A 15,434-nucleotide genomic window follows, 5' to 3' on the forward strand; every position below is an offset into this window, starting at 1 on the left:
CGCCACGGCGTCTCCATGACCGCCGCCGTGACGGGCTACCTGACGTGCCAATCCAAATACTGGTAATATGTACAGTATTTGACGCTGGGCTTGGTCTATCCGGGGCGCGGCGCAAGAATTCATTCGACGCTATAGTATCGGGCTGACCCCGAAAGGTACCCACGCATGGAAGAGATCCGCATCCGCGGTGCGCGCACGCACAACCTGAAAAACATCAACCTCGACCTGCCACGCAACAAACTGATCGTGATTACCGGCTTGTCCGGCTCCGGCAAGTCGTCGCTGGCGTTCGACACCCTGTACGCTGAAGGCCAGCGCCGCTACGTCGAGTCGCTGTCGGCCTACGCGCGCCAGTTCCTGCAACTGATGGAAAAGCCGGACGTGGACATGATCGAAGGCCTGTCGCCGGCGATCTCGATCGAGCAGAAGGCCACCTCGCACAACCCGCGCTCGACCGTCGGCACGGTGACCGAGATCCACGACTACCTGCGCCTGCTGTACGCGCGCGTCGGCACGCCCTACTGCATCAACCACCCGGACCACGCGCTGGCCGCGCAATCGGTATCGCAGATGGTCGATGCCGTGCTGGCCATGCCCGAGGGCACCAAGCTGATGATCATGGCGCCGGTGGTGGCCAACCGCAAAGGCGAGCACGTCGACCTGTTCGAGGCCATGCAGGCGCAGGGCTTCGTGCGCTTCCGCGTGCAAAGCGGCATCCATGAAGCCAAGATCTATGAGGTGGACGACCTGCCGAAGCTGAAGAAGACCGAGAAACACACCATTGATGTGGTAATCGACCGTGTCAAGGTGAATGCGGAGATCAAGCAGCGCCTGGCCGAATCGTTCGAAACCGCGCTGCGCCTGGCCGACGGCCGCGCCATCGCCTACGAAATGGATTCCGGCGCCGAACACATTTACTCGAACAAGTTCGCCTGCACCACCTGCGGCTATTCGCTGCAGGAGCTGGAGCCGCGCCTGTTCTCCTTCAACAACCCGATGGGCGCCTGCCCCGAGTGCGATGGCCTGGGCCATATCGAGTTCTTCGACCCGCGCCGTATCGTCGCCTTCCCCAACCTGTCGCTGGCTTCCGGCGCGGTGAAGGGCTGGGACCGCCGCAACCAGTTCTACTACTCGATGCTGGCCGCGCTGGCCGCCTACTACGACTTCGAGCTCGACACCCCGTTCGAGCAACTGCCGGCGAAAGCGCAGGACGTGGTGCTGCACGGCTCCGGCAAGACTGCCATTCCGTTCACCTATATGAATGAGCGCGGCCGTGCCGTGGTCAAGGAACACACCTTCGAAGGCATCGTCAACAACCTGCAGCGCCGCTACCGCGAAACCGATTCGATGGCGGTGAAGGAAGAACTGGCGAAGTTCATCAACGAGAAGAAGTGCCCGAGCTGCGAAGGCGCGCGCCTGCGCGTGGAAGCACGCCACGTGAAGATCGGCACCGGCAAGCAGGAACGCGCGATCTACCAGATCGCCGACAAGCCGCTGCGCGAAACCCTGTCCTACTTCGAGCAGCTGAAGCTGAAAGGTGCAAAGAAAGACATCGCCGACCGCGTGATCAAGGAAATCGTGTCGCGCCTGACCTTCCTGAACAACGTGGGCCTGGATTACCTGTCGCTGGAACGCAGCGCCGATACCCTGTCGGGCGGCGAAGCCCAGCGTATCCGCCTCGCGTCGCAAATCGGCTCCGGCCTGACCGGTGTGATGTACGTGCTGGACGAGCCGTCCATCGGCCTGCACCAGCGCGACAACGACCGCCTGATCGACACCCTGAAGCACCTGCGCGATATCGGCAACTCTGTACTGGTGGTGGAGCACGATGAAGATGCGATCCGCACCGCCGACTACGTGGTCGACATGGGCAAGGGCGCCGGCGTGCATGGCGGCGACGTGATCGCTGCCGGCCCGCTGAAGGACATCCTGAAATCGAAGGAATCGCTGACCGCGCAATACCTGAGCGGCAAGCTGCAGATCGCCGTGCCGAAGAAGCGCCACGTGGCCGATCCGCAGCGCCAGCTGACCATCACCGGCGCCACCGGCAACAACCTGAAGAAGGTCAGCCTGTCGCTGCCGGTCGGCCTGATGACCTGCGTGACCGGCGTTTCCGGTTCCGGCAAATCGACCCTGGTCAACGACACCCTGTACCCGGCCCTGTCGCGCCACCTGTTCGGCTCCCAGACCGAGCCGGCCCCGCACGATTCCATCAGCGGCCTGGAACACTTCGACAAGGTGATCTCGGTCGACCAGGCGCCGATCGGCCGCACCCCGCGTTCGAATCCGGCCACCTATACCGGCCTGTTCACCCCGATCCGCGACCTGTTCGCCACCGTGCCTGTCGCGAAAGAGCGCGGCTACTCGGCCGGCCGTTTCTCCTTCAACGTCAAAGGCGGCCGCTGCGAAGCCTGCCAGGGCGACGGCGTGATCAAGGTCGAAATGCACTTCCTGCCGGACGTGTATGTGCCTTGCGACGTTTGCCACGGCAAGCGCTATAACCGCGAGACGCTGGAAGTCCACTACAAGGGCAAGAGCATTACCGAAGTGCTGGACATGACGGTGGAAGACGCGCACGAATTCTTCAAGGCCGTGCCGGTCATCGCACGCAAGCTGCAAACCCTGCTCGACGTCGGCCTGGGCTACATCAAGCTGGGACAGAGCGCCACCACGCTCTCCGGCGGCGAGGCGCAGCGCGTCAAGCTGTCGCTGGAACTGTCCAAGCGCGATACCGGCCGCACGCTGTACATCCTGGACGAGCCGACCACCGGCCTGCACTTCCACGATATCGACCTGCTGCTGAAGGTGATCCATCGCCTGCGCGACCACGGCAACACCCTGGTCATCATCGAGCACAACCTCGACGTGATCAAAACTGCCGACTGGATCGTCGACCTCGGTCCAGAGGGCGGCGCCGGCGGCGGCCAGATCATCGCCAGCGGCACGCCGGAGGAAGTGGCGGCCAACCCGGCCAGCGTGACGGGCAAATATCTCGGCCCCCTGCTGAAGAAGAAATAATGAGCCTCCATTCCGTCAAACACTTCCTGGCGCAGCACGCGCCGGACCTGGAAGTCATCGAACTGGCGGAAAGCACCGCGACCGTGGCCCTGGCCGCGGCCGCGCACGGCGTTGAGCCGGGCCAGATCGCCAAGACGCTTTCACTGCGCATGAAGGACGGTGTCGTCCTCGTCGTAACACGCGGCGATGCGCGCCTGGACAACAGGAAGTTCAAGGCCCACTTCGGGGCAAGCGCACGCATGCTGGGCGCGGATGAAGTGGAAGCGCTGACCGGCCACCCGGTCGGCGGCGTCTGTCCTTTCGGCCTGCCCGGGCCAATTCCGGTCTACTGCGACGTTTCGCTACGCGAGTACAAAGAAGTGATTCCCGCCGGAGGCGCGATCAATGCCGCCGTACGCGTCTGCCCTGAACGCATGGCGACGCTGACCAGCGCGCAATGGGTTGATGTCGCGCTGGCGCCCGCCTAGGCGCCATTTTATTCCTGCGGCAGCGGGTACTACTTGCCGTCGTAGCGCAGCAACTGGATAGTGGGCTTCGTATCCTGCTGGTCTGATTTACGCGTGACTAGAAGGTCTGCAAAGCCCTTGGTACGGGTTGCAGCAATGCTGATGGTGTACTCGAGGCGCTCGATATCCGGTTCGGGCGCCGGCTCGCCATCTTTTCCTGGCTCCCACTGCACTTCGCCCAGGTAGCTCCAGCGCGAAACCGGCATGTCGGAAAGGACCGGGCGAATAGCGGAGCCTTCGCGTACATACAGGGTACGCAGTGCGCCGTAGCCACCCTCCGCATAACGCGGCGAATGGGTGTTGATGTCGACGCCGAACGCGCGCAAGCCTGGCTGCAATTGATAGCGGGCCGTATCGATCCGGATTCCATCCACGTATCGCAGCAGGGCGTCTTCCTCGGCCACACGCCAACTGCTGGCCACGACCTTGGCATGTGCACGGTCAAGCAGGGCAACGAGCAGCCGCTTTCCGTCTTGCGTCCCGCCTTCGTAGACGACAAAACCGATGGTGTACGGCTCCTTTCCAGGCCATGGTTTGCAAGCGCTTGCAATGGCTGCCGGCTCATCTTCACTACCCTTGCGTTTTCCGCTCTCCGTCAGGAAAGTGGCAACCATATCCAGTTCCTGCTCGCTGCAAGCCTGGGATTCCGCCAGGGCCGGCAGCGCAATCATGGCCAGTATGGCCGTGATTGCCGCGCGCTTCAGGTTCATGTCCATCCTCTTAAACAAAGTACATGCAAGGATAAGCAATACGCTGCCGGCTGTCACTAGGTAGCCCGGCGCGATGCTGCCAGCCAGCGCTCCAGTTGGGGGAAGCGGTCGTAGCCCCAGAACGGCTCGCCGTCCGCCAGCACGAAGGGCACGCCGAACACGCCCAGCGCCAGCGCATCCTCATTGCCCTGCTTGAACTGCGCCTTGATCGCCGGGTCTTCCATGCCCGCCAGGAAGGCAGAGCCGTCGATGCCCTGGCTCTCGGCAATCCCCAGCAGCACCGCCTTGTCCGCGATGTCCACGCCGTCGGCGTAATAGGCCTGGAAGCAGGTGCGCGCAAACGACACCGCCGCATCGTCGCCATGGTTGGCACGCACCCAGAGCATGGCACGGCCCGGCGCCATCAGCATTTGCGGGAAGGCGCTGGAGGGATTGAAAGGGATCGCCTCATCCTGCGCCGTGCGCTGCATGTCGCGCGTGACGTACTTCCATTTGACCGGCACCACCGGCGACGGCAGGACGCCGGTTACCTGGGTCAGCGCCGGCAGCAGCACCGGATGCCAGCGCACGGTGGCGCCGTTGGCCGCCGCCAGCCATTCGATGCGGCGGGCGGCAAAGTAGGAATAGCCCGAGGCAAAATCAAAGTAGAAGTCGAGGACCATGGCCGCTCCTTAGTAGTTTTCGCCAAAATCGTTATTGCTCTTCGGCAGTCCGCGCAGGATGCCCCACAGGCTGCTGTGGCTCATGAAGTAGATGCCGACCGGCACCAGCAAAAGCAGGAATCGCATGTTCTTTCTCCAATTTCGCACGCCCGTGCGAAGTTCGGTTAAAAAAAGGCCGCAGGCGAACCCGCGGCAACCCAAAATCATAAATCGTTGAAACTCTTGTACGTCGAAATCAGGCGGTTGAAAGCACGCTGCGCATGGCGCGGCGACTGCTCGTCACGCAGGAAGCGGGCATCGTGCAGCAGGCCCACTACCAGGCTGTAAATCTCGAACACCAGTTGCTCGGGCTCGGTGTCCGGCCGCAGCTGGCCGGCTTCCATCGCCTGCAGGATGGTCTTGCGCAGCGATGCGCGCCAAGCCAGCGCACCTTGTGCCAGGCGGTCGCGCACTGCACTGCCTTCGTAGTCGTCAAACTCGAAAGCACCCGCCGTATACAGGCAGGAGGTGCGCAGCGCCTCGTCGGCCGCGCGCTGGAACCACGCCGCGACCTGGGCCTGCAAGCGCGGCAGGCCGCGCGGCAGGGACAGCGACGGCATGAAGACTTCAGCCGCAAAGCGGCGGTCATACTCGTCCAGCACCGCGCATTGCAACTGCTCGAGCGAACCGACGCGCGAAAACACCCCGCTCTTGCTGATGCCGGTACGCTTGGCGATCTCGCCCAGCGACAGCTTGCCGATGCCTTCCGCCGCGGCCATTTCCATGGCGGCGTCGAGGATGGTGGCGAAGGTCGCTTCGCTTTTTGAGGTCAAGGTGTCCATGCACCCAACTTTAGCACACATGTGCGAAATATCAAACCTGAATATTTCCTTATTTTTTTTGATTGACTATTTCGCAAATATGAATAGAGTTGTGCCCGGGAAATATCTGAGGAGAAAGCTTTGTACCCAACCCCACTGCGCCAACTCGCAGCAGCCGCACTGCTGGCCTGCGCCACCCTGTCCGCCCAAGCCCAGGTTTCGACCGGCAGCATGACCGTGCCGCGCATGCTGCACCAGGCAAGCGCCCTGCCCGACGGCCGCATCCTGCTGACTGGCGGCGTATCCACGCCCGGCGCCCCGATTTACGCCAGCACCGAAATCTATGATCCTGTCACCGGCCAGTTCACGCCCGCCGCGCCAATGCTGACTGCCCGCCGCGAGCATGCCTCGGTCACGCTGCAGGATGGCCGCATCCTGGTTGCCGGCGGCATGACGCCGGCGGGTGCCTACACCAACACCGCCGAAATCTACGACCCTGCGACCGGCCAATGGACCGCCGCCGGCAACATGAACTCCATGCGCTTTCGCACCATCGCGCGCCTGCTGCCTGATGGCCGGGTGATGGTGATGGGCAAAGACGGCTATTCCACCGGCGGATATGCCGATATTTTCAATCCAGCGACCGGCACTTTCAGCAAAACCGGCAACTTTGTCGAGAACTCGGGCTGGCATGGCCTGGTGGTGCTGGCCGACGGCCGCGTAATGAAGGTTGGCGGCGAAGCCAGTACGGCGCCCGCGCCTTATGCTCCGTACAGCACCCGGGCCGAAATCTGGGATCCCGCCACCAATCTGTGGAGCGCCACGGGCCCGATGTCGATCGGGCGCTCAACCATCGAACCGGTGCTGCTGGCGGACGGCAAGGTCCTGGTGGCTGGCGGTCGCAATACGATGTCCCAGCGCAGCACTGAAATCTACGATCCGGCCACCGGCGTCTTCACTCCGGGCGCCGAGATGCCGGCTGATTTCGAGCCGCAGACTGCCACCGTGCTGCCGAACGCGGATATCGTCTACACCGCAGGCTATAACCGTCAACTCATGCGCTACAACGCCGCCAGCGGTAGCTGGAACCTGAGCGGCCCGCAACGCATCCGCAAGCGCGACCTGAGCGTGTCGCGCCTGCCCGACGGCAACGTGCTGCTTGCCGGCGGAGCCGAACAAAACGACTCCACGGCGTATGCCGCAATCTGGGACCAGGCCTGCTCCAGCCAGTTGACGACCGTGCCGGTGCGCACGCAGAACGTCGGCGGCGATGCTGGAACGGTCAGCTTTACCGTCAATGCAGCACCCGGCTGCCGTTTCGAGGCGGCCAACCTGCCAGATTGGCTCTCCGTTGACGGCGCCAATCCACAGCAAATGCCGTCCGGCGGCTCGTTTGCCATGACGTTCAAGTCCACCACCAACTTGAGCGGCACATCGCGCACCGCATCGTTCTTGCTGGGGAATGAAACCGTCACCGTCACGCAGGTGGCATCGGCCAGTTGCCCATCGGCGCCAGTCGTCTCGCCGACCACCACGACTGTCAGCGGTTCCGGCGGCACCGGCTCGCTCAGCGTCTTCGCCGCCGCCAGCTGCCCGTGGAACGTGGCCTCCATGCCGAGCTTTGTCACCGCCACCGGAGCGACCAGTGGCAGCGGCAACGGCAGCATCGCCTACTCGGTGGCCGCCAATCCGGATACCACGGCCTCGCGCAGCGGATCGGGACAGGTGACTTCGATGGGGTATGCGACGACGTTCACCTTCACCCAGGACGCCCGCAAGCTGTGCCCGACGCCACCGGTCATCAGCTTGAGCAATGCATCATTTGCGGCCGCCGGCGGCAGCACGACGGGCACCATCACTGCCGCCGCAACCTGCAAATGGGCCCTGGCCGTACCGGTCACCTGGGTCAGCGTAACGTCCGGTTCTTCGGGTACCGGCAACGGCAGCTTCAGCCTCAATATCGCGCCCAATACCGGCGCCGCGCGCAGCGACTACATGTCGGCGTCCACTCCCGACGGCGTCGGCATCGCAAAACTGAGCCAGGCCGGTTCTGCTTGCGCCACCTGGAGCGTGACCCCTGCCAACACCAGCTTCCCGGCAACGGGCACCAGCGGCAACTTTACGGTGGCAGCGCCGGCAAGCTGCAACTGGAGCTTGTCCGGCGTGCCTAGCTGGATGAGCATCACCAGCGCCATCAGCGGCAGCGGGAACGGCAGCATCGCCTACTCGGTCAGCGCCAATGCCGGCGCGGCCCGCAGCGCCACCGCAACCCTCAGCGGCGGCGGCCTGACACTGCCACTGAGCCTGAACCAGCAGGCCTCGACCCAGCCCACCGTCTGCAGCAAAGGGATCGTCAGCGGCGAACCGGCTTATGGCAACCTGCAGTCATCGACCTGTCCGGCCGGCGCACGCGGCACCGGTTACTACACTGACCGCTACACCTTCGGCGTCTTGCCAGGCCGGGTAGTGACGATCACCCTGAGCTCGTCGAGCTTCGATACCTACCTCTACCTGCGTGACGGCGCCGGCAATATCATCAGCTCCGACGACGATAGCGGTGGCGGCACCAATTCGCGCATCAGCTACACGCTGCCGGCGGGTGCATGGGGCAACTACACCATCGAGGCAACCAGCTACTACTCCGGCCGGTCCGGCGCCTACACCCTGAACTTCACTCAGTAAGGATCGGGACACCAGACGGCGTACATCTCGCCGTCTTCCTCTACGCCGGCCTCGATGAAGCTGCAGGCGGCGTAGAGATCCTTCGCCACGGCGTTGTCCGGACGGTAGCTGGTCCAGATGCGCTGCACGTCGCCGTGCTTCTGGATCTCGGCCAGCGCCAGCTCGACCGCGCGGCGGCCGTGGCCCCTGCCCTGGAAGCGGCGGTCCACCATCAGGTGGTAGATCGCGTAATCGCCCGCTTCATCTTCGGCGCCGGGGGCGGCGTACATCAGGAAGCCCACCACGCCGTCCTTGTCGGCGATGGCGCGGCAGTGATAGTTGGGGTGGAAGCTGGCTTCGGCAATCGCATACATGGTGGCTGCCGCGTGGTCCTGCTGGTATTCATGCAGTTCCAGCTCGGCGATGTCGGCGAAATTTTCCTTGGTGACCACGTGCAGGTTGGTCGTAATCCATTTCCTCAGGAAGCGTTGATATGGTCTCATTCATGACTCCTTCTTCTTCGTTACAGCTCTAATACTGCGTTCATTTCGCCATCCTCGTCGATGTCGGTTTCGACGAAGCCCATGCTGGCGTAAAGATCTTTGGCCCGGATATTGTCGGGCTGGTAGCTGATCCAGACCTTGCGCACGCCGCCGCGTGCCCGGATCTCTGCCAGCGCCACCTGCAGCGCCTTGCGGCCGTAGCCCTTGCCCTGGTGGAGGATGTCCACCATCAGGCGCCACACGCCGAATTCGCCGGGCTGGCCTTCCAGTTCCAGGTCGACGTACATCAGGAAGCCGACCAGCTCGTCCTCGGCATAAATGGCGCGCGCCTGCATCTGCGGGTAGAAGCTGGCCTGCGCAATCGAGTAGGCGTTGCTGGCAATGTAGTCGCGCTGGTGGTCCAGCAGCCGCAAGTCGGTGATGTCGTCGAAGTTCTGCCGGGTGACAGCTTTGAGTTGGATCTCCATGATTCCTTTCCTCCTTGCGCCGGGGGCGAAAAAACAAAAACCCCGGCAAGTTTCCTCGCCGGGGTTTGTCGTCGGACGTCCGGCTCGGGGTGGCATTTGCCAGTGCCCCGAGCGCACGCGCATCAGGGCTATCTGGTGTGCTTAATGCAGGTGATAGCGAAATTGCGCATGACTGTCCTTTCTTGATCTGGGTTATACAACTAACGAGCGCTGATTCTGCGCTCTACGCGAATGTGGTGTCAAGAAAAACTTTGTATAAATATTCACCCAGCGTTCTTGTTCAGGACATAGCCGCAACCATCCGTGCTCCCATGTTCCCGCAGGTTTGCTACCGTAAGTCCATGATGAGCGTCCTCAAGCTTGCGCTACCTCTGCTGCTGGCCTGCCATGGGTTTGCCGCGGCGGCTGAGCCAAGCCGCATCAGCGTACAGACACTGGCGGCGGGCAAGGAGGTTGCACGCATCATGCTGCCCATCGGCCAGCAACACACGGTGCAGGTGGAAGCGAACCAGGTCGAGCAGGACAACCGCGGCACCGCGCATGCCCGCGGCAATGTGCGGGTGACCATTCGCACTGGCGGTGCGGCCACCACAATCGTCGGCGAAGAAATCATCATCAGGCGCAAGGTGCTCGACACCCGCGAGCTGGCCGCCATCCGCGCGCTGGAAAGCATGGGCGCTCCAGGCAAGCGCGACGCGGCACGCGACCGCAAGGAACTGGCGCGCCTGAAGACTATCGTCGCCTCCCACGGCTGGCCCGGCACGCGCTTCGCCGGGCCCGAATTGTCGCAGAATGCGTTCACAGTCCTGATGCGTGTGCCCCAGAAGGAACTGGAAGCCCTGCTGCCAGCCTTGCGCGAGGCCCAGGCGGAGAATGACGTGCCGGGCTCGCAACTGGCGCAAGCCGAGGACAGGCTGCGTGTCGCCAAGGGACTGCCGCAACGCTACGGCACCCAGCTCGCCAGCGGCAAGCCGGTCGTGATCGAAGACGAAAGCGGACTCGACATCCGCCGCAAGATGATGGGGCTGCCGCCAATGCCCGCCTCTTCCGGCCAGTAGCTATTCGGTCATGTAGAAGACTTCCCCGCGCGGGATAAACGGCAAGCGGCGCCCGTCGGCCAGCAGGTAGGCGTGGTCCATGCGCGTCTCGAGCTTGTCCTCGCACCAGCCGTCCGTCACTACCAGCACCGGGCCATGCGCCGGCAGCTCCCCTCTATGCGCCAGGTCGCGCAGGCGGTCGAAGCCCGGCTGCAGCACGGTTCCGCCGCGTCCGCGCAAGGTGAAGCGGTCCAGCAGGTTCGCCGATTCGTCGAGGATCAGCGAATAGAACGCTTTCTGGATCGTGTGACGACGCGTTGAGTTCGTCCAGGAACAGCACGAACGGCTCATCGCGCAGCTGGCTGCCGAGCAGGGAAACGCGCTCCATGCCGACTGCTTCCGCAAAGCGGCGCACCAGGGCGCTCTTGCCGATTCCCGGCGGGCCCCACATGAATACAGGACGGGTAATCGCAACGTGCAGCAGGAAACCGATCGCCTGCTGCTGGTTCAACATGATCGCCGATTGCATGCGCTCACTCCTCCCGTTCCAACTGGCGGCGCAGTTGCTGCTTCAGCGCGCGCCGCGATTGTTCGACGCGCTGGTGGCCGCCGGCCTTGCGCTGGCGCGCCAGCACGGCCAGCGGGTTGCGCGGCTTCGGTAGTTTGATGGTTACCTTCATGATTTATCCTTTCACGCACACGACTTGCTTCAGCGTGTGCACGATCTCGACGAGGTCGGACTGGTGTGCCATGACCTGGTCAATGTCTTTGTAGGCTGCGGGGATTTCATCCACCACGCCGCCATCCTTGCGGCACTCAATGCCCTGCGTCTGTTCGGCCAGGTCGAAACGGTTGAACTTGCGTTTCGCCTCGCTGCGGCTCATGCGTCGTCCGGCGCCGTGCGAGCAGGAGCAGAACGATTGTTCGCTGCCCTTGCCGCGCACAATGTAGCTGCGGGCACCCATGCTGCCTGGGATGATCCCCAGCTCGCCGTCGCGCGCCGAGATGGCGCCCTTGCGGGTGACGTACAGCTTGTGGCCGAAGTGCGATTCCTGCGCCACGTAGTTGTGGTGGCAGTTGATCGCCTCGCCATCGAGCTTGAACGGCGGTACGTGCGGCTCCAGTGCAGCCACCACGCGGCGCATCATTTCGCGCCGGTTCAGCATGGCGTAGTCCTGGGCCCAGTCCACTGCTTCCACATAATCCTCGAACAGTTCCGAACCTTCGCTGAAGTAGGACAGGTCGCGGTCCGGCAAGTTCACCTTATGCCGCATCATTTCCTTGCGCGCGGCAGAAATGAAGTAGCGGCCGATGACATTGCCGATGCCGCGCGAGCCCGAATGCAGCATGATCCAGATGCGCTGCTCTTCATCGATGCACAACTCGATGAAATGGTTGCCGCCGCCCAGGGTGCCAAGCTGGCAGATCCAGGTCTGCGCGAACTTGTGCTGCATCTTCATGATGCCCTTGTGGCGCGCCACGATGCGGTCCAGGCGGTCGTTCAGCGGGCGTCCGACGCGGGCGTGGGCGGAGCCGCGCACCTTGTCGAAGGCGTGCTGCTCGAAGCCGACCGGCACCAGCGTTTCGATCGTGCTGCGCACGCGCGCCAGGTTGTCGGGCAACTGGCTCGCGGTCAGCGTCGTACGCACGGCATTCATGCCGCAGCCGATGTCGACGCCGACAGCGGCGGGGATGATGGCGCCGCGCGTCGGGATCACGCTGCCGACGGTTGCGCCGATGCCGGCGTGAACGTCGGGCATGGCCGCCACGTGCGGATGCACGATCGGCAGGTTCGAAATATTCAGCAGTTGCTGGATGGCCGAATGATCAATGTCATCCGTATAGATGTGCACAGGCACCAGGCCTTTGTGCAGGCTTTGCTTAATTGGCATAACGACTTTCGTTATGCCGGGGCTGTAGAAACAAAAACCCCGGCGAGTTTCCTGGCCGGGGTTCGTGTTGGAAGAACGACCGGCTCGGGTGGCTTGATTGCCTGCCCCGAGCGCTCGCGCTGCGGGGCTATCTCATTTGCAGATTGTTGATAGCCGTACGTGGCATGGTCGTCCTTTCGAAAATGGGGTTATTAAAAAATCAGTGGACGGGATTCTGCGCCTATTGCAAATCACGTGTCAAGAAAAACTTTCAGCGCTTCAATCGAGGCTGATGTTTTTCTCGGCTGCCACCTTGGCAAGCTTGGCGATCAGCAGCTCCCATGCGGCACTCGCGGCCCCGTGGACAGCTTCCGCCTTCCTCATATTTACATTGCAGTTTCAACAAATTTCACGGAAGCTTATTGGGAATAGGTACCTGGTTAATTATTGGGGATGTTGAATGAAATTTCGCGGTATTGTGTCTACTGGCGCGCTTTTCATCGCTTGTTCAACTGCCAGCGCGGGAAGCCTGGTCAAGGCTTATGCCGACAAGGCGAGGAATGTGCACGTCGTGACTGCATCCGGCAAGGACATCAGGCTGACGACGGACCGAAGGGCAGATGATGTCCGGCTCGCTCCCGACGGCGAGTCTGCAGCCTGGCTCGTGCTTTCGTATTTCGCCGCGGATGGACGGAAGTGGCCCACCGACGTGCACGTCTATCACGGTGGCCGCACGCGCTCCAGCAAGTGCGGGCAGATTATTCGCGACTATTGGTACTGGAAGGACGGCACGCATGTCGCCACCGATTGCGGCGGCCTGCATTTCGCCGGAATCGAGACGCTGTACGACGTGCGGACGATGAAAGAGGTCGACAGCTTCGACCAGGCGGAGGTGCCGGTCGAAAAGCGTCCGGAATGGTCGACTGCGGACAGGGAATAAAAAAACGCGTCCCGTGGGACGCGTTCTTGGTGGAAGCGGTAAAGCTTAGCCGTTCAGGCGCTGCTCCAGCTTGGCCATATTGTCCTTCAGCTCTTGCGGCAGGTGGTATGCCAGCTTCTCGAACAATTCAGCGTGCAGCTTCAGCTCCGCCCGCCATGCGTCCTTGTCGATCGAGGTGATGGTCTCGAACTCCTCGGCGGTGAATGGCAGGCCGTCCCACGAAATGTCGCCGTAGCGTGGGGTGGTGCCGAAGATGTTTTCGACGCCGCCGCCGGTGCCTTCAACGCGTTCCAGCATCCACTTCAGCACGCGCATATTGTCGCCGAAGCCAGGCCATACGAAGTGGCCGTTTTCGTCGGTGCGGAACCAGTTGACGCAGAAGATCTTAGGCAGGGTGGCGCCCTTGCCTTCCAGGCGCTTGCCCATGTCCAGCCAGTGCTGGAAGTAGTCGCTCATGTTGTAGCCCATGAACGGCAGCATGGCGAACGGGTCGCGGCGCACCACGCCCTGCTGGCCAGCGGCGGCAGCGGTGGTTTCGGAGCCCATGGTCGCAGCCATGTACACGCCTTCGATCCAGTCGCGCGCTTCGGTCACCAGCGGCACGGTGGTGGAGCGGCGGCCACCGAAGATGAAGGCGGAGATCGGCACGCCGGCTGGATCATCCCATGCAGGGTCGATCACAGGGTTCTGGGTTGCGGCCACGGTGAAGCGCGCGTTCGGGTGCGATGCCTTGGTGCCGGACGCCGGGGTCCAGTCCTTGCCTTGCCAGTCGACCAGGTGCGCAGGCGCCTCCTTGGTCAGGCCTTCCCACCAGATGTCGCCATCGTCGGTCAGCGCGACGTTGGTGAAGATGGTGTTTTCGTTCAGGCAGGACATGCAGTTCGAGTTGGTCTTGGTGTTGGTGCCAGGAGCCACGCCGAAGTAGCCTGCTTCAGGGTTGATCGCGTACAGGCGGCCATCCTTGCCCGGCTTGATCCAGGCGATGTCGTCGCCGATGGTGGTGACTTTCCAGCCGTCGAAAGTCTTCGGCGGGATCAGCATGGCGAAGTTGGTCTTGCCGCAAGCCGAAGGGAAGGCGGCAGCAACGTAGTGCTTCTTGCCTTCCGGGGATTCAACGCCCAGGATCAGCATGTGTTCTGCCAGCCAGCCCTCGCCGCCGTTCTTGGCGTCGTTGTAGCCCATGGTGGAAGCGATACGCAGTGCGAAGCACTTCTTGCCCAGCAGCGCGTTGCCGCCGTAGCCGGAACCGTAGGACCAGATCTCGCGGGTCTCAGGGAAGTGCACGATGTACTTGGTGGCGTTGCATGGCCATGGCACATCTTTTTCACCGGCGGCCAGCGGCTTGCCGACGGTGTGAATCGCAGGCACGAACTCGCCATCGGTACCCAGCACGTCGTACACGGCCTTGCCCATGCGGGTCATGGTGCGCATGTTGACGGCGACGTATGGGGAGTCGGACAGTTCCACGCCGATGTGGGCGATCGGCGAGCCCAATGGACCCATCGAGAACGGCACCACGTACATGGTGCGGCCGGCCATGCAGCCGTCGAACAGGCCGTTCAGGGTGCCGCGCATTTCCTGCGGGTCCATCCAGTTGTTGGTCGGGCCGGCCGCTTCCTTGGTCTGCGAGCAGATGAAGGTGCGGTCTTCAACGCGGGCGACGTCGGTTGGGTCGGAGCAAGCCAGGTAGGAGTTTGGGCGCTTTGCTTCGTTCAGCTTTTTCATGGTGCCGGCGGCAACCATTTCAGCGCACAGGCGGTCATACTCTTCCTGCGAGCCGTCGCACCAGTAGATGCGAGCCGGCTTGGTCAATGCGGCGACTTCCGCCACCCAATTGATCAGCTTTTGCTGTTTGATGTAAGCTGGTGCGTTCATGGTTACAACGCCTCCCATAACGGGCTGATTCATAGTACCTCCAATGCCAATAAAGAATTCTGTCTTGTCCCGGCACGGCAGGAATCGTCGTCAGCTGATAGCTTGCGCGGAAGAATTGATACTTCGGCGAAATACGGCGGTTCTGTCGATGCGCCCGATTACTCGAGGGCGCGAGCGCCAGGCGGGGATGTGCCCGGTCGCTGGAACATATGCTGCTGAAGCCTGCCGGGCTTACCCGGTCGGGCTCCTTGAATTTGGCCGATTGTACACCTGCGATCCCGCGCTTCCGACAAAAATGTAGGAATATTGCCCGACTAATGTAGTAGGCTATTCAAGATATTCACAAACCTGTTATTTCCCTACCATTTTCATCACAAAATCTGC

14 protein-coding genes and 1 pseudogene are annotated in these 15,434 nt (G+C 62.5%); 5 read left to right on the forward strand and 10 right to left on the reverse strand.

From position 1 onward, the window contains the following. Nucleotides 1–165 precede the first annotated feature (165 nt). Both uvrA and ACN9MZ_RS00425 read left to right on the forward strand, forming a co-directional pair. Entirely contained in the window at nt 166–3,018 is a 2,853-nt protein-coding gene (gene uvrA / locus ACN9MZ_RS00420) for an excinuclease ABC subunit UvrA (RefSeq protein WP_426340391.1), read from the forward strand. Beyond that, the gene (locus tag ACN9MZ_RS00425) at nt 3,018–3,485 is read left to right on the forward strand and encodes a YbaK/EbsC family protein (protein ID WP_426340392.1); all 468 of its coding nucleotides are present in this window, start codon (nt 3,018–3,020) and stop codon (nt 3,483–3,485) included. The genes uvrA and ACN9MZ_RS00425 overlap by 1 nt, the downstream gene beginning before the upstream one ends. Nucleotides 3,486–3,514: 29 nt before the next feature. On the opposite strand, the gene ACN9MZ_RS00430 is transcribed toward ACN9MZ_RS00425, so the two are convergent. From ACN9MZ_RS00430 to ACN9MZ_RS00440, 3 genes are all read right to left on the reverse strand, one after another. Then, on the reverse strand, nt 3,515–4,234 hold the full coding sequence (locus tag ACN9MZ_RS00430) for a hypothetical protein (RefSeq protein WP_426340393.1): 720 nt from the start codon (nt 4,232–4,234) through the stop codon (nt 3,515–3,517). A gap of 56 nt (nt 4,235–4,290) precedes the next feature. After that, nucleotides 4,291–4,896, reverse strand: a complete 606-nt coding sequence (locus ACN9MZ_RS00435; RefSeq protein WP_426340394.1) for a 2-hydroxychromene-2-carboxylate isomerase — start codon at nt 4,894–4,896, stop codon at nt 4,291–4,293. 203 nt (nt 4,897–5,099) lie between these two features. Further along, nucleotides 5,100–5,717: a TetR/AcrR family transcriptional regulator gene (locus ACN9MZ_RS00440; RefSeq protein ID WP_426340395.1), complete on the reverse strand. Its 618-nt coding sequence runs from the start codon at nt 5,715–5,717 to the stop codon at nt 5,100–5,102. A gap of 120 nt (nt 5,718–5,837) precedes the next feature. On the opposite strand from ACN9MZ_RS00440, the gene ACN9MZ_RS00445 reads away from it, so the two are divergent. Then, nucleotides 5,838–8,378 (forward strand): kelch repeat-containing protein, encoded by a 2,541-nt coding sequence (locus ACN9MZ_RS00445; RefSeq protein WP_426340396.1) that lies wholly within the window; start codon nt 5,838–5,840, stop codon nt 8,376–8,378. Here ACN9MZ_RS00445 and ACN9MZ_RS00450 read toward each other — a convergent pair. Then, on the reverse strand, nt 8,372–8,860 hold the full coding sequence (locus ACN9MZ_RS00450) for a GNAT family N-acetyltransferase (RefSeq protein ID WP_426340397.1): 489 nt from the start codon (nt 8,858–8,860) through the stop codon (nt 8,372–8,374). The two genes, ACN9MZ_RS00445 and ACN9MZ_RS00450, sit on opposite strands and share 7 nt — an antisense overlap. Before the next feature lie 20 nt (nt 8,861–8,880). Then, nucleotides 8,881–9,327 (reverse strand): GNAT family N-acetyltransferase, encoded by a 447-nt coding sequence (locus ACN9MZ_RS00455; RefSeq protein ID WP_426340398.1) that lies wholly within the window; start codon nt 9,325–9,327, stop codon nt 8,881–8,883. A gap of 341 nt (nt 9,328–9,668) precedes the next feature. On the opposite strand from ACN9MZ_RS00455, the gene ACN9MZ_RS00460 reads away from it, so the two are divergent. Then, on the forward strand, nt 9,669–10,385 hold the full coding sequence (locus ACN9MZ_RS00460) for a DUF6624 domain-containing protein (RefSeq protein ID WP_426340399.1): 717 nt from the start codon (nt 9,669–9,671) through the stop codon (nt 10,383–10,385). On the opposite strand, the gene ACN9MZ_RS00465 is transcribed toward ACN9MZ_RS00460, so the two are convergent. From ACN9MZ_RS00465 to ACN9MZ_RS00480, 4 genes and pseudogenes are all read right to left on the reverse strand, one after another. Beyond that, complete coding sequence (locus tag ACN9MZ_RS00465) at nt 10,386–10,715, reverse strand: hypothetical protein (RefSeq protein ID WP_426342986.1); 330 nt, start codon at nt 10,713–10,715, stop codon at nt 10,386–10,388. A 46-nt stretch (nt 10,716–10,761) separates the two neighbouring features. Next, nucleotides 10,762–10,893, reverse strand: a pseudogene (locus tag ACN9MZ_RS00470) (MoxR family ATPase); the annotation flags it as partial. 4 nt (nt 10,894–10,897) lie between these two features. Continuing rightward, the gene (locus ACN9MZ_RS00475) at nt 10,898–11,044 is read right to left on the reverse strand and encodes a hypothetical protein (protein ID WP_200951750.1); all 147 of its coding nucleotides are present in this window, start codon (nt 11,042–11,044) and stop codon (nt 10,898–10,900) included. A gap of 3 nt (nt 11,045–11,047) precedes the next feature. After that, nucleotides 11,048–12,256, reverse strand: a complete 1,209-nt coding sequence (locus ACN9MZ_RS00480; protein ID WP_426340400.1) for an RtcB family protein — start codon at nt 12,254–12,256, stop codon at nt 11,048–11,050. A 439-nt stretch (nt 12,257–12,695) separates the two neighbouring features. Between ACN9MZ_RS00480 and ACN9MZ_RS00485 the strand changes: the two genes are divergently transcribed. Then, nucleotides 12,696–13,175, forward strand: coding sequence for a hypothetical protein (locus tag ACN9MZ_RS00485; RefSeq protein WP_426340401.1), 480 nt, complete (start codon nt 12,696–12,698; stop codon nt 13,173–13,175). A gap of 45 nt (nt 13,176–13,220) precedes the next feature. On the opposite strand, the gene ACN9MZ_RS00490 is transcribed toward ACN9MZ_RS00485, so the two are convergent. Then, entirely contained in the window at nt 13,221–15,083 is a 1,863-nt protein-coding gene (locus tag ACN9MZ_RS00490; RefSeq protein ID WP_426166517.1) for a phosphoenolpyruvate carboxykinase (GTP), read from the reverse strand. Nucleotides 15,084–15,434: the final 351 nt, after the last annotated feature.

The sequence above is a fragment of the Pseudoduganella sp. S-14 genome (assembly GCF_049913285.1).
GTDB lineage: Bacteria > Pseudomonadota > Gammaproteobacteria > Burkholderiales > Burkholderiaceae_D > Rugamonas.